Origin of the sequence: Chryseobacterium sp. CCNWLW53, assembly GCF_037083525.1 — a bacterium.
Lineage (GTDB): Bacteria > Bacteroidota > Bacteroidia > Flavobacteriales > Weeksellaceae > Chryseobacterium > Chryseobacterium lathyri.
On the sequence record NZ_JBAOJR010000001.1, the window covers coordinates 398,884 to 418,397 of the forward strand.

Consider the following 19,514-nt stretch of genomic DNA (forward strand, 5'->3'; position numbering starts at 1 on the left):
AATTTTTACATTTTTAAATTAAACTTTGCGTTTAAAATAAACCATTAAGATTGAATAGGCTTTTAAGAATATTAAGTTCAGCTTCACTTAAAAGCAGATGATTTTCTTAACTATATTTAACCCCTTTTAACCTTCTTAATGGTCCAAAAATGTATGCTCACCAGATATTTTATATCATTTCATGCAACATTTCCGTTAAGAATACGACTGATCCTATAAATTTGTATCAAAAAATGAAAAAACTAACCTACCTGGTCCTGTCATTCTGTTCAATATTTACATTTGCACAGGAAGTTTCAAAAGAAAGAGTAACCACCATACTTGCAACCCTTGCTTCAGATGAAATGAAAGGCCGCGAGATCGGAACTCCGGAAAATGATAAGGCTGCAGAATACATTGCAACGCTTTTTAAAGAAAACAAACTTGAATACTGTACGGGAAATTCTTACCTGATTCCTTTCGAATATGAAGGAAAGAAAGCTTATAATGTATGCGGCATCAAAAAAGGAATAACAGATAAATACTTAGGATTTTCAGGGCATTTCGACCATATCGGGACCAGTGATAAAACCGGTGACAATATTTATAACGGGGCAGATGATGATGCGAGCGGAATTACCACTTTAGCAGGTATTGCCGACTATTTTAAAAATAAAAAGCCTGAATTCTCAATGGTTTTCATGGCCTTCAACGGTGAAGAAAAAGGAATGCTGGGTTCAAGAGCTATTTCCACAGATACCGGTTTAGATAAGATATATAATAATATGACTGCACTTTTCAATTTTGAAATGGTGGCTACAGAATCCCAGTTCGGAAAGAACGCTCTTTTTATGACAGGCGATGAATTTTCTGATTTTGATGAGCTTTTTAATAAGTATGCGGCCAACGGATTAAAAATCAATTCCGATCCGTATGCTGCACAAAAATTATTCTACAGATCGGACAATGTGAGCTTTGTCAAGAAAAAGATTATTGCTCACTCATTTTCTACCGTGGACATGACGAAAGCGTCCCATTACCATAACGAAAGTGATGATGTAAAGGTTGTAGATTTTGATAATTTAACAACCATCATCAATAATGTTGGAAAAACTTTAGAAAAACTGACGCCACAGAATTTTGCTCCGAAATATAATAACAAAGTAAAATTTCAATAATAAATAATAAAAAACAAAACCGCCGGACTGGCGGTTTTTTCATGCCCTGAACCCTTCTAATCACTGAAAATTAAACAAACGTTTGTAACAAAAAACAATTTACTGAAACATATTAATTAAAGTAAAACAGGATTAAGAACGTCTTTTCCTTTAATTTTACGTAATTTTGCTATCCAATTTTTCATTGAATGAAACCATTACAAAGAATACTTTATTTCGCGAAACCGCATCAAAAATACCTTTTCGGAAGTATGTTTTTCAATATACTGTACTCCTTACTCAATATCTTATCTGTAGGAACTATGCTTCCTATTTTGGGGCTGATGTTCGGGACGATTGAAAAACAAGGAAAAGAACCGGTATGGAGCGGTGCCTTCGGCGATTATTTCAATTATATAAAAGATAAAGCTTATTATTTTGTACAGGTACAGATTGATCAGCATGGTGCTGTTTATGTACTTGCTGTTCTGTGTGCGATTACAGCAGTTTCATTTTTATTAAGAAATATTTTCAGGTACGTAGGCGCATTCCTTTTAGTGAATTACCGTGTGGGGATTACCCGTGACCTTCGTACTGCGATGTACAATAAATTCCTACAGCTTCCTGTTTCATTCTTTACGGAGCAGAGAAAGGGAGATATGATGTCCAGAATCTCCAATGACATCGGAGGTGTAGAAGGTGGAATTATGGGAGTACTGGTAGATATCATCAATGCTCCGTTCATGATTATCTCATCATTGATTGCCTTATTTTTACTGTCCCCTCAGCTGACACTCTTTTCACTGGTGGTTTTCCCGGTTATGGGATTATTGATCTCCTGGACGGGGAAAAGCTTAAAAAAGCAGGCTCATTTTGCCCAGGCTGAACTGGGAAATCTTTTTTCACTGGTAGACGAAACTTTAAAATCTTCTAAAGTAATCAAAATCTTTAATGCGGATAAGATCCTTAAGAACAGATTCAACGAAACAACAACCAACTGGCAGAATTTCGCCATAGATATGAGCCGAAGAAGAGAATTGGCCTCTCCTATGAGCGAATTCCTTGGTTCCATTACTATTCTTATTATTACGTGGTATGCCGGAACTCAGATTTTAGAGGAACAGACTATGAAACCTCAGGCTTTCCTGGTTTTCATCGGAATGTTCTTCCAAATCCTGGATCCTGCCAAAAAGCTTTCCAGTGCAATATCTTCTATTCAGGGAGGTATGGCAAGTTTGGAAAGAGTAGCTGAAGTTCTTGATTATGATTTAAAGGTAGAAGAAATTGCAGAGCCGGTTTCTATCTCTACCCTTAGCAACCAAATTGAATTCAAAAACATTGGATTCTATTATGATAAAGACAATGTTATCCTTAAGAATTTCTCACTGATCATTCCGAAAGGAAAAACCATAGCCCTTGTAGGACAGAGCGGGAGCGGAAAAACAACGATTGCCAACCTTCTGGCCAGATTCTATGATGTGAATGAAGGTGAAATTTTAATTGACGGAACTAATATTAAACATTTAAAATTAAAAGAATACCGTCAGCTTCTGGGAATGGTAACCCAGGAGTCTGTATTGTTCAATGATTCCATCTATAATAATATACTGATGGGGAAACCTGAGGCCACAAAAGAAGAAGTTATTGAGGCGGCAAAAATTGCTAATGCCGATACCTTTATTTCAAATCTTCCCGAAGGCTATGATTCCAATATCGGGGATGATGGGAATAAACTTTCCGGTGGCCAGAAACAGAGGGTTTCTATTGCCAGAGCCGTATTGAAAAATCCACCGGTAATGATCCTGGATGAAGCCACTTCTGCCCTGGATACTGAATCTGAAAGATTTGTTCAGGATGCTTTGGATAAAATGATGGAAAACAGAACCTCACTGGTTATTGCCCACCGCCTTTCAACCATACAAAAAGCAGACTGGATTGTAGTAATGGAGAAAGGAATTGTAGTGGAACAGGGAACACATCATGACCTTATCGCTAAGAAAGGAATGTACCACAAACTGGTGGAACTTCAAAATTTCGACTAATCGTTTATTGAATTAAATTTCACTTAAATGAATCCTATACAAGAGTACTTCTACAGAATTAAAGAACCTGAAAGAAGTGCTCTTTTGTTTTTACGCAAAAAAATTCTGGAATCTGATACGGAAAATATAACAGAAACATTAAGCTTCGGGCTTCCATTCTTTAAATACAAAAAGAAAATGCTGTGTTATCTTTATTACAGCAAAAAGTATAAGCAGCATTATGTAAGCTTTTATCACGGCGATAAACTCGATTACCCTGAACTTATCCGGGATGGCAGAAAGAAATTTAAAATCCTTTTAATTGATATGGAAAAAGACTTACCTGTTTCTTTTATTATGAATGTCATTGATGATATAAAGCAGTACCTGTGACCAGCCAATACAGAGACTAAGCTCAGCAAAATACAGCTAAAAATTCTTTTGCTTTAACGAAATGCAAAGTTATTTAAATCAATCTGGTATAATCAAAATAGGACTACATAACATCATACATGAGTAGAAAAATTCAGGATACCAGGCTTATATTTTAAGTATAAAGTTGTTGATGTTAATATCAGAGGGGATATCCAATTTTTTTCGGATTCTATATTTTCTGCTTTCAATCGCTCTCACACTGCTATTGGTACATGAAGCAATTTTTTTAGTATCAAAATTCAGTCTCATTAATGCACAGATATGGATTTCGGAACTAATAAGACCTGAGTTGATGTTTAAAAGGTTAGGCATAAAATCCGGAAAATAAATCTGAAATTTTTCAATAAAGAGAGGTGAATCTACTTCTGCCAGCTCTAAAATTTCGGCAATATTGTCTTCAGTAAGATTATTGTTAGTGATCTGCTGTTTCATCAATTCATTATTGGTCTTAAGCAGGTCTTCGATGGTTGAATCTTTAATCTCCGTTTCCTTCATTAAACCGTTAATGAGTTTATCTTTCTGGTATATAAAGAATGCATCTATGAGAAATTTCGTAAAGCAAAAAATGATATTAAGCAATTGTATTATCTTAAAGTCTGCCTCCTTGATATATTTGCTTCTTGGTAAAAAATTCAATTCAAAATATAAACAGCCGACAAAGTTTAGAGCAATAATGATCACAATAAACAATATAAGATAATAATCTTCTTTGTAATTGAAATAGAAAGGCAATGCAAATAAAAGCGAAAAATAGAAATATTCAACACCTGCATTCCTAGAAGTATATATATAGAAAAAACTTATTATGAATGTAAGAGCTATAAAAACAATTATTATTGTTGCTTTTAAAACTCTTCTGAATTTACTGATTTTTCCTATAAAAAATATTAAAAATAACCAGAAAAAAGTAATACAGATAAGAAATGTAGATCTCCCACCATCTCCAAAGAAAAATACCGAATAAAATAAAAACAGTAAAAAAAGAAATAAAAGATAACGATTGATCAGCTTTATATAGTTATGGTCTAAATAATTATCATATACTTCATTTTCACTGTTAATTAGTTTAGAAATCCTGTTTATCATATTCCAAAACGTTTAAAATGTGACTGTATTACAAAATACACAGTAAAGATAATTCTCCCACAGATTGATTACAAACTTATATTTTAAAAATACGCTTCCACTTTGAAAGCGTATTCCGGCTCATTCGGAAATAGTTCGCTGTTTGCGTATTATTAAGTTTATTTTTTTTCTGATATTCAAGGATATTGAGAATGGACCTTTGGTCATAGGAGCGAAGTTTTTGATTTTTACTTTCCACTAAAAGCTCTTGCTTACCAAAAATCATTCTGTTTAATGCTATAATATCTATAACAGTATTAATCGTTTCAATTTTTTGCATGATCCTGAAATTATTCATTTTATCAGGGAATTTCTCCTCAATAATATCAGTATATATTTTTTTATAATCCGGCCCTGTATCTTTCATGCTTTTTTAATCCACTTGGAAAGAGTGGTTTTAGGTATTCTGTATTTCAGGACCACGTCATTCATTGTCATCTTTTTGCTGACAATCTTTTCTATTATAAAACTCTTCACTTCCTCAGTATATATGTTTTTTCTAAAAGCCGGCAAGTTATCTTTTGGCCTAGAAATATCATGCCTCTTACTGGGAGGGGCATAAAGAATCAAATGCCCGCTATACACTCTAAAAAAATCATACTCCAGTAACTTGCTCCATCTTAACAATAAAAAGGTATCAATACTGCTTTCCCGATACATACTTTCAATCTCGTTCTCACTGCATTTCATAAACTTCTCAATTCTGCCGACAGGCATCCCAACTTCACGAACCCGTTCATGTATAAGCTTTCCAATATGTATACTTTTTAAATTCATCCTTCATTTGTTTTTATTATTGACTGAAAATATTAACTATTGCTGTCGCGGGTACAAAATTATTGACAACCCACGTAGCCCCCTCATCATAACCTACTCAATATTACGCATGAGTAGTAAAACTCAAACACAAAGAGATTATGAAGGAATCAGAATAATTTCAAACTGTCAGCTTCATATGAAAACAAAAAAGGAGAAAACTTAATTTCTCCTTTTTTTATATTTTGACTTATTCTATATTAATCTTTCATTTTGGCGATCACATCCAGACCTCCTTTTGTAATGTCTCCTATCTTGCAGATGATTTCGGTATCCAAGGGCAGGAAAACATCCATTCTTGAGCCGAATTTAATGAAACCGAACTCATGTCCTGCTTTGGCCTGATCTCCCTCATTACAGTAGAAAACAATCCTTCTTGCCACATATCCCGCGATCTGTCTGAATACTACCTGATGATTGGTTGCTGTTTCTACAGCTACCGTAGTTCTTTCATTCTCTGTAGATGACTTTTCGTGCCATGCCACAAGATATTTTCCGGGATGGTATTTCTTATAGATCACTTTTCCGGAAACCGGATATCGGCAGATATGAACATTCAGCGGTGACATGAAAATGGAAACCTGAATGGCTTTTCCTTTAATAAATTCAGTCTCATCCACTTCTTTGATCATAACCACTTTTCCGTCTACCGGAGCTATCACATTTTCTCTATGCTCAAGTATATTACGGTCCGGAACTCTGAAAAACCAAAATACCAAACTATAAACCACCAATAATGGCATAATGATCAGCAAAGACCATATTTTAAGGAAATAAATAGCCAATATACTTATGATGATAAACAGTATCGTTGCTACGGTAATCGTTCCTTTTGATTCCTTATGTAATTTCATTAAATAAATTTTTCTAAAATAAAGTACAAATATACGACAGGAACGCAGATTAAAAAACTGTCCAGTCTGTCCAGTACACCTCCATGCCCCGGAATGATGTTTCCACTATCTTTTACCCCGAAATTTCTTTTAAGCTGGCTTTCTACCAGATCACCTAACGGAGCGAATGCAGCAACCAGGAAACCTACCACCATCCAGTTTCCGCGAAGTTCCGGTTGGTAATGCTCTACAAAGTAAGATAAAACCAGCGTCAGGATAACTCCTCCGGCATAGCCTTCCCAGGTCTTTTTGGGGGAGATTTTAGGCGCCATTTTATGTTTTCCGAAAAACTTTCCGGTAAGGTAAGCAAAAGTATCACTGCTCCAGATCAGGATAAACAGGAAAAGGACCTCAAGTGAGAACGTTCCTTCAAAACTGGAAAACTTGGGCAGACCTAATGCAAAGCTGAAAGGCAATGCCACATAGATTACCGTAAATATCAGTTTTCCGCTGTCATAATATAATTCATTGGAATATTTGAATAATGTAACTACCGCAATAGCAATCAGGGAAATAGCCAGTATTTCGTTCAGTCTGAAATCGAAAAAGAAATCATGCTTGAAATATCTTTTGGAAAAAATATAATAAATAAAAATAACCAGCGGAAGTACGATCCATTTTTCATAGCCTTTCCCAAACTTCATGATCTTAACACATTCCCAGGTACCTACCAGCAGCAAAAGACTTATCAGACCGTAATACAGGTATTCCTGTCTGATAAGATCCGGATGGATCTTGTTGATCAGCTGGGCACCCAGCGGTGTTGTGCAAAGAATGATAACGGCAACGTAAACAAGTCCGGAAATGGTTCTTTGAATAAGGTTTTTGTCCAAAATGTAAAATTTATAAGTTGATGCTTAATCTTCAAGCAGCAATAAAAACAGTTTTGTATTCGTATTGGAAGAAGTATCTAAGCTTGACTGACCTCCACTGATGGAAGTAAGGTTCTTGATATTCCCATTTCTTTTTATTTTTCCCATCGCATCATTAAGGTTGTTCACAATTTGTGATACATTGGCCATGATAATGATTTTACCCGGAAGTCTTGAAGAGTGGTAATGCAGGATATTGTTGTGCGAAAGCATGATCCTGCCGTCATAGGCAATAAGATATTCGCAGGTAATGAAAGCAGCATCGTTGCTATGCTCCATTTCAGAAGTATAGGGTATTTTCACTACGTTCAAGAAGTTTTGAAGCTCCTTGTCCCAGCAGAAAACATTACTGATTCCTTCTATTTTCACAATCTGGTTTAAAGTCTGTAGAGCTTCCGCTTCATCTGCACAGTAATTAAAAAAACCTCCTGAATGCGTAAATAATTGCGCAAACTTATAGTCAAGATCCGCATTTTTCAGCGAATCCCCGAGCTTTTCCAGACTCTGTTTTTCTTCTTCCTCAGGCTGGTTGGTAAGTTTGCTTACAATCCTCTTGAATAAATTCAACTTAATCTATTTTTAGTCAACTTTATACAAAAATAGAAAATTAATTACAATAGATTCTAAAAATAGTCCTTAAATATGAAAAAACCTGACAATTCTAAGAATGTCAGGTTTATTTGAATATATTTTGGAAGTATTTTAAAGCTGAGTCGGGCTTTCCGGAGCCTGAATTTCACTTTCTTCTTCTTTATCTTGGATAATGATCTGCTCATCGGGTTGTTTCGCAGTAGAAATCGTGCTGGTAACAGGTCTTTCTGTTAACTCAGGATCCCATGCTCTTTTACCGAATATATCTTCAAGATCTTCGCGGAAGATCACTTCTTTTTCCAAAAGTTTATTTGCCAAAGCATCAAGCTTATCTTTATTCTCAGTAAGAATTCTTACCGCTCTTTCATATTGAGTTTCGATGATCGATTTGATCTCTGCATCAATTTTCGTAGCCGTCTCTTCGGAATAAGGTTTACCGAAAGAATATTCAGACTGACCTGAGCTGTCATAGTAGGAAATATTCCCAATATTAGGGCTTAGACCGTAAACAGTAACCATAGCCTGCGTTCTTTTCGTTACTGATTCCAAATCAGATAATGCTCCTGTAGAAATATTATTGAAAATAACCTGCTCTGCTGCTCTGCCTCCTAATGTTGCACACAATTCGTCCAGCATTTGCTCAGTAGTGGTCAGCTGCCTTTCTTCCGGAAGATACCAGGCTGCACCTAAGGAACGTCCTCTCGGAACAATTGTTACTTTTAAAAGTGGTGCTGCATGCTCTACCAGCCAGGAGATCGTAGCATGACCTGCTTCATGATAAGCAACTCTTCTTTTTTCAGAAGGTTTGATCGCCATATTCTTTTTCTCAAGACCTCCGATGATTCTGTCTACAGCATCAAGGAAATCCTGTTTTGTAACAGAAGTATGACTGTTTCTTGCTGCAATTAATGCTGCTTCGTTACATACATTCGCAATATCCGCTCCACTGAATCCAGGGGTTTGTTTTGCTAGGAAATCTCTGTCAACGGTGTCATCCAGCTTGATTTTTTTCAAGTGAACATCAAATATCTCTCTTCTTTCGTGCAATTCCGGAAGGTCTACATAGATCGAACGGTCAAAACGTCCGGCTCTCATCAGGGCTTTATCAAGGATATCCGCTCTGTTGGTAGCAGCCATTACAATAACGTTAACGTCTGTTCCGAAACCATCCATTTCTGTAAGAAGCTGGTTCAGGGTGTTTTCTCTTTCGTCGTTTCCGCCTGAGAAATTATTTTTTCCTCTTGCACGTCCGATAGCGTCGATCTCATCGATAAAGATGATAGCCGGGGATTTAGCTTTTGCCTGGGCAAAAAGGTCTCTAACTCTTGAAGCTCCTACTCCTACGAACATTTCTACGAAATCTGAACCTGAAAGGGAGAAGAACGGTACTTTGGCCTCGCCTGCAACAGCTTTTGCCAATAATGTTTTCCCGGTCCCCGGAGGGCCTACAAGTAGAACTCCTTTAGGAATTTTACCACCCAGTTTTGTGTATTTTTCAGAATTTTTCAAGAAATCTACTACTTCCTGTACTTCTTCTTTAGCGCCTTCAAGACCTGCAACATCTTTAAATGTCACCTGGATTCTTTCTTTTTCGTCAAAAAGTTTCGCTTTAGATTTTCCTATTGAGAAGATCTGTCCGCCAGGACCTCCGCCTCCACCCATCTTTCTGAAAAGAAGGAAGTAGAAAAGACCTAAGATCGCTATCCATATCAATGCTGAAACCAGGATATCCATGAATGGATTTTTGCCTGCTCCGTAATCTTTTGTGGTTTTGATGTTAGCGTCTGCAGCTTTTATCTGATCAAACTTCTGAAGGAAAAGCTGAAGATCTCCATATTTTACGGAAAAATCTGCTTTTGGAGCCATATCGAATGCAGAAAGAGGATTGCTTTGGTTGGCCGTTTTACTGACCATTGCTGTCTTTGCTGCTTTTGTCAGGAAAACATCAGCTTTCTCTGTGTCTTTGTATATGATAACGTTTTGGACCTTTCCTGCCTGCATTTCCCTAAAGAAAGCATCCTCATCAATAGATTTTGCACTGTCGCCTCCTAAAAAATTGGAACCGAAAAATAACAAAAGAGCCACGATTGCAATTGGAAAAAACCAGTTGAATCCTTTATTGTTCATTTATACTTTTTAAAATTTAAAATTCATATTCTATTTTGGTAATTGCTGCATCTCCCCAAAGTTCTTCAATATCGTAATATTCACGTACTTCTTTCTGGAAAATATGCACTACCACTGTTACATAATCTACCAAAACCCACATTGAGTTTTCGGTACCCTCTACATGCCAAGGTCTATCTTTAAGATCGTTTCTTACTTTTTTCTCTACACTTCCTGCCAATGCAGAAACCTGAGTATTGGAGTTTCCGCTACAAATTATAAAAGTTTCCGCTACAGAATTTTCAATTTTTGAAAGATCAAAAATCATTATATCTTCTCCTTTTACGTCCTGGATGGCTTCAACAATTTTATCTATTAGTGCCTGCTTTTCTGCTGTTTTATTCATTAAAATATCTATAATCTGCAAATTTATTGTTTTTCTTTTACTTTAGCCTTATTTTTAGCCCTTTAAAGTCTTAAAGTTTTCTTAAATGGGTCAATTATTTTATTTAAAAGAGTGTTCTTCTACTAATGACGAAATATCCCGGTTTTTACTTTACGGAAATTCAGATTTTATCGCTTTATATACATTCAACCAAACTAAAGGCCGCGGACAATATGGAAATACCTGGGCGGCGGCGGCCGGAAAAAATGTTGCGTATACGCTGGCTGTTAAGGCTCAGAGCGTTCTGCTCTCAGATTTTATATTCAATTACTATACCGCAGTGGTTATCCGGGATTTCCTTGCCAATTTGACTGATAATGATGTAAAGATAAAGTGGCCGAATGATATTATCCTTAAAAATAAAAAAATCGTCGGAATTTTAATTGAAAAGAAAAAAATTAATCAAAATAATTATTTTATCATTGGGGCAGGCTTCAATGTTCTGCAGGATCATTTTGAGGAAATATCGCAGGCAGGATCACTTCTGACGCAGACCGGACAGGCTTACAACCTTGATGATTTTGCTTTAAATCTTCACGAATATCTATCAGAAAAACTGAAAAATATTCCTTCGGAACAGGAAATCATTGATCAATTCAACCGGAATTTATTCCGTAAAGATGAGATCTCAGTTTTCGAAATAGAAAAAGAGAGACAAAATGGCATCATCAGGAATGCTGACGAAAAGGGAGAGCTCTGGATAGAGCTTGAAAGAGATGGCTTAAAGGCCTTCTATCATAAAGAAATCAAGCTTCTTTACTGATTGGCTCTTTTCAGATACAGGTATAGTGTAAGTGGGAAGAAAACCATATTAGGCAGCCACATGGCAACAGCAGGCGACAGGCTTTTGTTCTCTGAAACCACTTTTAATGCTTCAAATGAGAAAACGAAAACAAACGCAAGGGAAATCCCTATGGCAAGATTGACTCCGAGACCTCCTCTTTTTTTCTGGGATGCCAGCGAAAGCGCCAGAAACGTCAAAATAATAATGGAAACAGGCATTGAAGTTCTCTGATGGAACTCATTAAGATAAGAATTCAGGTTGCTGTTTCCTTTTTCTTTTTCCCTGTCAATGAATTTTATAAGCTCCGGAGTAGTTTTATTCTGTCCCAGAAGCTCATTCGGGAAAAGCTCTTCCGGGGAATGCCCGTAGCTTTTCTTTATTTCAGCACCACTGCCCAGTTTTTCAGAGTTATCTTTATTGATGGTCTTTTCCAGATAGTTGGTAAGTGTAAATTGTTTTTTAGCCTTATCCCAATATACTTCCGATGCCTTAAGTTCGTAAGTCATCTTTCTGGTTTTATCAAATTTCTGATACACAAAACCTGAACCTCTCGTTTCTCTTTTGTTCCAGGAATTCACGAAAATGTATTCCATTTTGCTTAATTGTGCAGAGGCAGGACCCGTCCCCAGGATCTTTTCTTTATTCGCCGCATTATAGGTATAGGCCTCAAGTTGATTTTTCTTGATATTAGCCCATGGAAGCACCATATGATTCACCAGAAGTGATATTAGTGCAATGAAAAGTGAGGTATACAGGTAAGGCTTTGCGAATCTGTGGAAACTGGCTCCACTGCTGATGACTGCAACAATTTCAGTATTATTTGCCATTCTGGATGTGAAATAAATCACGGAAATAAATACCAGAATAGAAAGGAATGTTACTATCAGGTTAATGATCCAGAATGGATAGAAATTGATCAGGAAGTACATTAGATCCAGCTTAGGGTCCAATGCTTTTGCATTTTCTATCCTCGGGATCTTCTGCTGCACATCAATCACCAATACAACTATAGACAGCAATATCAGCATGAAACTGAATGTTCCAAGGTATTTCTTAATGATATATCTGTCTATAATTTTGATCATATTCTTCTCTGTTTAAAGTCTTTGTCTAAGAACCGGCACTACAGATTTTTTCCATTCATAGAAATCACCTGCCACAATATGCTCTCTCGCTACTTTCACAAGATCCAGATAAAATGCCAGATTATGTACTGACGCAATTTGTTTTGCAAGATATTCTTTTGACACAAATAAATGACGCAGATATGCTTTTGAATATTCTCTGTCTACATAACTTGTTCCAAACTCGTCGAGAGGAGAAAAGTCACGCTTCCATTTTTCATTTTTAAGATTCATTACGCCCTGCCATGTGAAAAGCATTGCATTTCTGGCATTTCTGGTAGGCATTACACAGTCCATCATATCGATACCTAAACCAATGGACTCAAGGATATTCCATGGAGTTCCTACTCCCATAAGATACCTTGGTTTGTCTTTAGGAAGAATATCCGTCACTTCGTCTGTAATTCTGTACATTTCCTCTTCCGGCTCCCCTACAGACAGCCCGCCAATAGCATTTCCTTCCGCTCCTGCTTCGGAAATAACTTCTGCCGAGATTTTTCTAAGATCTGAATAGGTAGATCCCTGAACAATCGGGAAAAGCCTTTGCTTATGACCGTAAATCTCTTTATTTTGCTCGGTCCATTCAATACATCTTTTCAACCAACGGTGTGTAAGCTCCATAGATGTTTTGGCCTGATTGTATTCGCAAGGATAGGGCGTACATTCATCAAAAGCCATGAAAATATCTGCCCCAATCTGTCTTTGGATTTCCATAGACTTTTCCGGGGTAAACATATGATAACTTCCGTCGATATGAGATTTGAACTTCACGCCTTCTTCAGACATTTTTCTGCTTTTGGAAAGCGAAAATACCTGAAAACCTCCTGAATCGGTAAGAATCGGCAGATCCCAGTTCATGAATTTGTGCAGTCCTCCTGCTTCCTGCATAATATCCATTGTTGGACGAAGGTACAGGTGATAGGTATTACCCAGAATAATCTGGGCTTTAATGTCTTCTTTTAATTCTCTCTGATGGACTGTTTTCACACTTGCAACAGTTCCTACAGGCATAAAGATAGGCGTCTGGATCTTGCCGTGATCTGTAGTGATCTCTCCTGCTCTCGCTTTTCCTTCAGAGGTTTTTTCTATATTAAAAAATTTCATTCGTATATTCTTTTAATTCGCCGCTATTAACGGTTCTGCTTTGGTGGCAGAAAACGTTTCCGCATCATAATTACCTGTTTAAAACGGGCGCATTTCCACTGTTTTTCAGCTTATCTTGTATATATTTATCCGCTTTGGGGTCTTTTTTTAATACTATTTTTTGTGCGTCTTCCGCAATATTTTTCATTTTGTCTTTAACGACATAATATTTAAAGCTTTCTACAAAATCCTCAGATTTTATCTTGTGGGTTTTAAGGATAAACCTTGTTCCTGCTTCTAAATTTTTGTTTTGATAGATAATGACTGCCTGATCCGTAATAGCAAGATCAGCCAGGATTTCAGCCATCTTTTCAGGCTCGATCAGGTTCTTAGGCTTGTCGATATAGTCGCCACATGAGAACATGCACAGGGTAACGAAAATGAAGACCAGTTTTTTCATAATCTGTTGATTATTGATTTCCATTTTAAATTTAAAACTCCAAATACAGCTTCATGAATAATGCCGCCGTTCATTTTACTTTCTCCTAAAATTCTGTTTGTAAATATAATAGGAACTTCTACAATTTTAAAACCTTTTTTAAAAGCTCTGAACTTCATTTCAATCTGGAAGCCATATCCTTTAAGCTTCACATTATTCAAGCCAATCTCTTCGAGAACTTTCCTGGAAAAACAGACAAAGCCTGCGGTTGTATCATGAATGGGGAGCCCCAAAATAAACCTTACGTATTTGGAAGCAAAATAGGAAAGCAGAACCCGTCCCATTGGCCAGTTCACTACATTGACTCCTTTGGAGTAGCGTGATCCTATTGCCATGTCTGCATTCAGACAGGCTTCGAAAAGTTTGGGCAGATCATTTGGATTATGTGAAAAATCGGCATCCATTTCAAAAATATAATCATATTTGTTTTCGATAGCCCATTTAAATCCGTGGATATATGCCTTTCCCAAACCGTCTTTTACATGCCTTACCGACATATGGAGATGGTGTGGGAATTTTTTTTGCAGGTCTCTAACTATTTCTGCTGTTCCGTCCGGAGAAGAGTCATCCACCACCAGAATATGAAAGTCATCTTCCAATGCAAAAACTGCGGAAATAATATTTTCTATATTTTCCTTTTCGTTATAGGTAGGGATGATGACGAGTTTTTTCATTTCAGTTTGCAAAGATAGTTTATTTAACCTTTTTATTTTATACAAAATAATCTATAATTTTGCAAAAAATATTCTTTTGCTGTTATCACAAAACTTTATAAACCACGTAAGAATACCTGAGAACAATGACTGGGTAATCTTTATATTAATAGGATGCATATTTCTGTATGTTTTCATGATGAATATCATCGAAAGAGATGCCAGCCTGAAAGACTTTCTGCTCCAGAAATATTTTGATGCCAGCAATAACCTTCCGAGCTGGATCATTACTTCCTGCGTAACGGCACTTACACTATCTGCTTTAGTTTCACAGTATATCCCCATCGTTCCGAAATATATTAATGATCTGCAGTTTTTCGGGTATCAGCTTAATAAATTTGGATATACACTGCTTGCGGTCATATTTTTTTATGCCTCGAAATCTGCATTGGGCTTTTTATTTTACCAAAGCATAGGTGACGGCAGAAAATGGACTATTTTTTATTTTACCTCCACAAAATTCTATTTCATTCTTTCATTTTTGTTAATAATCCTGTGTGTGACCCATTATTATTTCCCGATAGACAGAAATAAAATATTTTCGTATTACTTCTACTTCTTTGCATTTGTTGCTGTTTTCAAGATTTTCTTCTATTTGTTTCACAAAAACAATATACTTCCCGAAAAATGGTATTATAAATTTTTGTATATTTGCACCCTCCAAATCGCACCTTTATTGTTGCTTTGGAAGTTGTTATTTTTTTAATAAAAGTCAATGATGAGAATAAAGTCTATATTGGTTTCTCAACCAGCGCCTAGTGAGTCTTCTCCATATCTGGATATAGCAAAGAAGGAAAAAATAAAGATTGATTTCCGTCCTTTCATCCACGTCGAAGGAGTTGACAACAAAGAACTAAGAACTCAGAAGATAGATCTGACGCAGTTTACTGGGATTATTTTCACCAGCAAAAATGCGATAGACCATTACTTCAGACTTGCCGAAGAATTGCGTTTTGCGGTTCCGGATACGATGAGATATATCTGTCAGTCTGAGGCGATTGCCAACTATCTTCAGAAACATATTGTTTATAGAAAGAGAAAGATCAGTTTTGGGGAGAAAAACTTCTCGGATCTTCTGCCTCTGTTTAAGAAATTCCCTGCTGAAAAATACCTTCTGCCGTCTTCAGATGTCTTAAGCCCGGATATCGTAAAAACGATGGAAACGGCCAATGTGGACTGGACAAGAGCAATCATGTACAGAACGGTATGCAGCGACCTTACGGATATCAATGCTAAAGATTATGATATGCTGATCTTTTTCAGCCCACAGGGAATCAAATCTCTTCAGCAGAATTTCCCGGATTTCAAGCAGGAAGAAACAAAGATCGGTGTTTTCGGAAACACTACTTTAGCAGCAGCGGAAGACGCAGGTTTAAAGGTAGATCTTATGGCTCCTACAAAGGAAACCCCATCTATGACAATGGCACTTGAAAAGTATATTAAAGCTCTTCATAAGTAGACTTTAATACTCAATATAAACAGCCGTCTTTTCAATACAGGAAAGATGGCTTTTTTTTAACTAAATTTGAACAAGAATTAATATTGAATGAAATGTCCTGTAAATTATTCTCAAATTATGAAAATCTATAGCACATTACACCAGGCCAAATAAATTTAAAATATTTAAATGAAAGCTCCACAGGCAAAAAAAATAGAGAAAATACTAGAAATACACGGCGACAGAAGAATTGACAATTACTTTTGGCTTAATGAAAGGGAAAATCCGGAAGTGATACAATATCTTGAAGAGGAAAATGCCTATGAAGAGTTTATGATGAAAGACACCGAGGCCTTTCAGGAAGAGCTTTTTGAAGAAATGAAGGCTCGCTACAAAAAAGATGATGAATCTCTCCCCTATTTCTTTAACGGATACTGGTACATTGTACGCTATGAAGAAGGAAAAGAATATCCTATCTTCTGCAGAAAGCATAAAAGTCTGGATAACGAAGAGGAAATTATTGTTGATGTTAATATTTTAGCAGAAGGCGAAACCTATTTTGAAGTGGGAAGCATTGCAGTTTCCCCGAATAATGAATTGGTTTCTTTTTCATCGGATAACGTAAGCCGCAGGATTTATACCATTAGCTTTAAAAATCTTGTAACAGGTGAAGTCTTCTCTGACCAGATTTTGAACACAACAGGAAAAGCAGTTTGGGCCAATGATAATGAGCATGTATTTTACATCAGAAAAGATGAAAGTTTACGGGCTTTCCAGGTGTACAGACATAAGCTGGGCACTGATGCTGCGGAAGATGTTTTGATTTTTCATGAAAAGGATGATACTTTTGATGTGAATGTCTTCAAGACAAAATCCATGGAGTATATTTTCATTGCCAGCTCCAGTACAATTTCCGACGAGCATAGGTTCATTCCTTCTGACAATGTTTTTGCAGAATGGAAAATCATCCAGCCCAGAATAGATGATCTGGAATATTCTGTAGAGCATTTTGAAGATGAATTTTATATCATCACCAATGCAGATGATGCAATCAATTTTAAAATTGTAAAGACCAAAATTGACAACTGTGGAATGGAAAACTGGGTAGATGTTATTCCACATCGTGCTGAAGTTCTGCTGGAAGGCTTTGAAATTTTCAGGGATTATCTGGTCCTTGAAGAAAGAGAAGAAGGACTTCTCCAGATTAAAATCATCGATGAAAAAACCCAGGAATCTTATTATCTTCCTTTTTCCGACCCAACATATATGGCCTATATCGGGATCAACATGGAGTTTGACACTGAGGTTCTCCGTTATGGCTATACGTCACTGACGCAGCCAAGCTCAACCTATGAGTATAATATGAAGGAGAAAACGACTCAGCTCCTGAAACAGCAGGAAGTTCTTGGTGACAAATTTGTTCCTGAAAATTATATTTCAGAAAGAATCTGGGCAGAATCGAGGGATGGAGAAACAAGAATCCCGATCTCATTGGTTTATCATAAAGACACCAAAAAATCTGCAGACACACCTTTACTGTTATACGGTTATGGCAGTTATGGACATACTGTAGATGCAAGTTTTTCCAATGTAAGACTTTCCATTTTAGACAGAGGATTTATTTACGCCATTGCTCATATCCGCGGTGGTGAATATCTGGGCAGAGAATGGTATGAAGACGGTAAAATGCTTTTCAAGAAAAATACATTCTTCGATTTTATTGATGCCGGAAAGCATTTAATTAAGGAAAATTATACATCATCAAACCACATGTATGCAATGGGCGGAAGTGCAGGCGGACTTCTGGTAGGAGCCGTTGTGAATTACGAGCCTAAGCTTTTTAACGGAATTGTAGCACAGGTTCCATTTGTAGATGTGGTGACAACAATGCTGGATGAAACTATTCCATTGACAACCGGAGAATATGATGAATGGGGAAATCCTAATGACAAGGAATACTATGAGTACATGAAGGAATATTCGCCTTACGATAATGTTGAAGCGAAAGACTACCCACATATATTGATTACAACAGGCCTTCACGATTCTCAGGTCCAATACTGGGAACCTGCAAAATGGACTGCAAAACTGAGAGAATTGAAAACAGATGATCATCTTTTATTATTCAAAACTGATATGAGCTCAGGTCACGGCGGAGCCAGCGGAAGATTTGAATCGTTGAAGGAAGACGCTCTGGAATATGCATTCTTGCTGAAAATAGATAAAAAATAATTTTAATCTTTTCTTCAGCTTTAAAAACAAAATCATGTTATTATTAATATTTCCTGCAATAGCCATGTGTATTATTTAATACAAAAGGATAAAATCCGAAAGGCAGAGAAGCGGGAAATTTTTAAAGAAAAACAAGAAAAAAAACTGCAGGAGCTTCTTGAAAAAGCAAGAGAAGAAGATACAGAAGCTGAAGAAAAAAAATAACGAATACTATGAACGAATCTGAATATTGGCAAAAGATAGAACAGTTTTTTATAGACAATTTTGATACTGAGAAAAATCCTCCGATTGAAACACTTTTATTTCTGATCGGACTGCAGGAATTGGGAAGTGGCCAGCAGAAATACACCAAAGAAGACAAAGTAAACCTGATTCATATTGCAGTGTGCAGATTGCTGGAACCTTTCGGTTACTATAAGTTTACTCATTATGAAGATGGATGGCCACAGTATGACAAGCTGGAAGAGCTTCCGGAACTAAAGCCAAACGAACAGTCTCTTTTGATGAAAAAAGCAATTATACAATATTTTCAGGAAGAGGAGCTGATTTGATGTACTGATGGTAATTTGCCAATCAGGCAATAAATGATGAATGCTACAATGCATATATAAATAAAAAAAAGACGGGTTTAGCCCGTCTTTTTTTATAAAGCCAAAGATAAACATATTCCGGCCGTTAAAAATTTTCATATTTATTTGAGAATTTCTTCAAGCTGCGCCAGTCCCATTTTAAAACCCTCTTCAAAACCCATTTCCAGCTGTTGCTTCATAGCTTCAGAAGCTGGAAAATAAATATTGATGGTCACTTTTGTACCTTCTTCTACTCCTGTAAATCCAAGCAGCCATTTTGCCTGTGCAAAATCTTCATTAATGTTTCCTTTTTCGTCACAGAAAGCATCTACACCATCAAAACTTCTATGCTCTGTAATTTCACCATATGCCATCTGACCATACATTTTTTCCCCTTCAGGTCCTACCATGGCATAGTGCCAGACTCCACCTTCTTTAAAATCCTGTTTTACAGTTTCACATTTCCAGGGCTTCGGTGCCCACCATTGATCCAATAATTCGGATTTGGTAAAATAGTCCCACACTTTTGAAACGTCAGCGTCATATATTTTCATGACATATACACTGTTTGAATCAAAATCTTTGTTAAAAATGATATTAGATTCCATAAGTAATTATTTTTGTTAAAGCTA

General features: G+C 36.6%; 21 protein-coding genes. 8 read left to right on the top strand and 13 right to left on the bottom strand.

Going from position 1 to position 19,514, the window contains the following annotated elements; genetic code table 11:
• Window positions 1-233 precede the first annotated feature (233 nt).
• The 3 genes from V6R96_RS01840 to V6R96_RS01850 all read left to right on the top strand — a co-directional run bounded on the left by V6R96_RS01840 (window position 234) and on the right by V6R96_RS01850 (window position 3,550).
• Window positions 234-1,157 (top strand): M28 family peptidase, encoded by a 924-nt coding sequence (locus V6R96_RS01840; RefSeq protein ID WP_336377824.1) that lies wholly within the window; start codon window positions 234-236, stop codon window positions 1,155-1,157.
• Between the two features lie 188 nt (window positions 1,158-1,345).
• Window positions 1,346-3,178 (top strand): ABC transporter ATP-binding protein, encoded by a 1,833-nt coding sequence (locus V6R96_RS01845; protein ID WP_111958826.1) that lies wholly within the window; start codon window positions 1,346-1,348, stop codon window positions 3,176-3,178.
• A 27-nt stretch (window positions 3,179-3,205) separates the two neighbouring features.
• The gene (locus V6R96_RS01850; RefSeq protein ID WP_111958824.1) at window positions 3,206-3,550 is read left to right on the top strand and encodes a DUF1801 domain-containing protein; all 345 of its coding nucleotides are present in this window, start codon (window positions 3,206-3,208) and stop codon (window positions 3,548-3,550) included.
• Between the two features lie 147 nt (window positions 3,551-3,697).
• Here V6R96_RS01850 and V6R96_RS01855 read toward each other — a convergent pair whose 3' ends face one another.
• The 8 genes from V6R96_RS01855 to rsfS all read right to left on the bottom strand — a co-directional run bounded on the left by V6R96_RS01855 (window position 3,698) and on the right by rsfS (window position 10,401).
• Entirely contained in the window at window positions 3,698-4,087 is a 390-nt protein-coding gene (locus V6R96_RS01855) for a hypothetical protein (protein WP_223558101.1), read from the bottom strand.
• 667 nt (window positions 4,088-4,754) lie between these two features.
• Window positions 4,755-5,084, bottom strand: a complete 330-nt coding sequence (locus V6R96_RS01860) for a helix-turn-helix domain-containing protein (protein WP_111958820.1) — start codon at window positions 5,082-5,084, stop codon at window positions 4,755-4,757.
• Window positions 5,081-5,494, bottom strand: a complete 414-nt coding sequence (locus V6R96_RS01865) for a transposase (protein ID WP_111958818.1) — start codon at window positions 5,492-5,494, stop codon at window positions 5,081-5,083. The genes V6R96_RS01860 and V6R96_RS01865 overlap by 4 nt, the downstream gene beginning before the upstream one ends.
• Window positions 5,495-5,733: 239 nt before the next feature.
• A complete protein-coding gene (locus V6R96_RS01870) occupies window positions 5,734-6,387 on the bottom strand; it encodes a phosphatidylserine decarboxylase family protein (RefSeq protein WP_111958816.1) in 654 nt (217 codons plus the stop codon).
• The gene (locus V6R96_RS01875) at window positions 6,387-7,259 is read right to left on the bottom strand and encodes a phosphatidate cytidylyltransferase (RefSeq protein WP_223558099.1); all 873 of its coding nucleotides are present in this window, start codon (window positions 7,257-7,259) and stop codon (window positions 6,387-6,389) included. Before V6R96_RS01875 ends, V6R96_RS01870 begins: the two co-directional genes overlap by 1 nt.
• 24 nt (window positions 7,260-7,283) lie before the next feature.
• A complete protein-coding gene (locus V6R96_RS01880; protein ID WP_185116555.1) occupies window positions 7,284-7,865 on the bottom strand; it encodes an LUD domain-containing protein in 582 nt (193 codons plus the stop codon).
• A 135-nt stretch (window positions 7,866-8,000) separates the two neighbouring features.
• On the bottom strand, window positions 8,001-10,016 hold the full coding sequence (gene ftsH, locus V6R96_RS01885) for an ATP-dependent zinc metalloprotease FtsH (protein ID WP_111958810.1): 2,016 nt from the start codon (window positions 10,014-10,016) through the stop codon (window positions 8,001-8,003).
• Window positions 10,017-10,032: 16 nt separating this feature from the next.
• Window positions 10,033-10,401 (bottom strand): ribosome silencing factor, encoded by a 369-nt coding sequence (rsfS, locus tag V6R96_RS01890; RefSeq protein ID WP_111958808.1) that lies wholly within the window; start codon window positions 10,399-10,401, stop codon window positions 10,033-10,035.
• An 85-nt stretch (window positions 10,402-10,486) separates the two neighbouring features.
• On the opposite strand from rsfS, the gene V6R96_RS01895 reads away from it, so the two are divergent.
• Complete coding sequence (locus V6R96_RS01895) at window positions 10,487-11,203, top strand: biotin--[acetyl-CoA-carboxylase] ligase (protein WP_336377825.1); 717 nt, start codon at window positions 10,487-10,489, stop codon at window positions 11,201-11,203.
• On the opposite strand, the gene V6R96_RS01900 is transcribed toward V6R96_RS01895, so the two are convergent.
• The 4 genes from V6R96_RS01900 to V6R96_RS01915 all read right to left on the bottom strand — a co-directional run bounded on the left by V6R96_RS01900 (window position 11,197) and on the right by V6R96_RS01915 (window position 14,604).
• Window positions 11,197-12,306 carry an LptF/LptG family permease gene (locus V6R96_RS01900; protein ID WP_223558344.1) on the bottom strand — a complete coding sequence of 370 codons (1,110 nt, stop codon included), beginning with the start codon at window positions 12,304-12,306 and terminating at the stop codon, window positions 11,197-11,199. The two genes, V6R96_RS01895 and V6R96_RS01900, sit on opposite strands and share 7 nt — an antisense overlap.
• A 15-nt stretch (window positions 12,307-12,321) precedes the next feature.
• The gene (tgt, locus tag V6R96_RS01905; RefSeq protein ID WP_111958804.1) at window positions 12,322-13,452 is read right to left on the bottom strand and encodes a tRNA guanosine(34) transglycosylase Tgt; all 1,131 of its coding nucleotides are present in this window, start codon (window positions 13,450-13,452) and stop codon (window positions 12,322-12,324) included.
• A gap of 70 nt (window positions 13,453-13,522) precedes the next feature.
• Entirely contained in the window at window positions 13,523-13,891 is a 369-nt protein-coding gene (locus V6R96_RS01910) for a DUF4296 domain-containing protein (RefSeq protein WP_111959031.1), read from the bottom strand.
• On the bottom strand, window positions 13,888-14,604 hold the full coding sequence (locus tag V6R96_RS01915; RefSeq protein WP_111958802.1) for a polyprenol monophosphomannose synthase: 717 nt from the start codon (window positions 14,602-14,604) through the stop codon (window positions 13,888-13,890). Before V6R96_RS01915 ends, V6R96_RS01910 begins: the two co-directional genes overlap by 4 nt.
• A 76-nt stretch (window positions 14,605-14,680) precedes the next feature.
• Here V6R96_RS01915 and V6R96_RS01920 point away from each other — a divergent pair, with 76 nt between their 5' ends.
• From V6R96_RS01920 to V6R96_RS01935, 4 genes are all read left to right on the top strand, one after another.
• Window positions 14,681-15,349 carry a DUF4271 domain-containing protein gene (locus V6R96_RS01920; protein WP_223558096.1) on the top strand — a complete coding sequence of 223 codons (669 nt, stop codon included), beginning with the start codon at window positions 14,681-14,683 and terminating at the stop codon, window positions 15,347-15,349.
• A 12-nt stretch (window positions 15,350-15,361) separates the two neighbouring features.
• Entirely contained in the window at window positions 15,362-16,102 is a 741-nt protein-coding gene (locus tag V6R96_RS01925) for a uroporphyrinogen-III synthase (protein ID WP_111959027.1), read from the top strand.
• 168 nt (window positions 16,103-16,270) lie between these two features.
• Window positions 16,271-18,313, top strand: coding sequence for a S9 family peptidase (locus V6R96_RS01930; protein ID WP_336377826.1), 2,043 nt, complete (start codon window positions 16,271-16,273; stop codon window positions 18,311-18,313).
• A 212-nt stretch (window positions 18,314-18,525) separates the two neighbouring features.
• On the top strand, window positions 18,526-18,864 hold the full coding sequence (locus V6R96_RS01935; protein WP_111959025.1) for a hypothetical protein: 339 nt from the start codon (window positions 18,526-18,528) through the stop codon (window positions 18,862-18,864).
• 140 nt (window positions 18,865-19,004) lie between these two features.
• On the opposite strand, the gene V6R96_RS01940 is transcribed toward V6R96_RS01935, so the two are convergent.
• On the bottom strand, window positions 19,005-19,490 hold the full coding sequence (locus V6R96_RS01940; protein ID WP_111958798.1) for an SRPBCC domain-containing protein: 486 nt from the start codon (window positions 19,488-19,490) through the stop codon (window positions 19,005-19,007).
• Window positions 19,491-19,514: the final 24 nt, after the last annotated feature.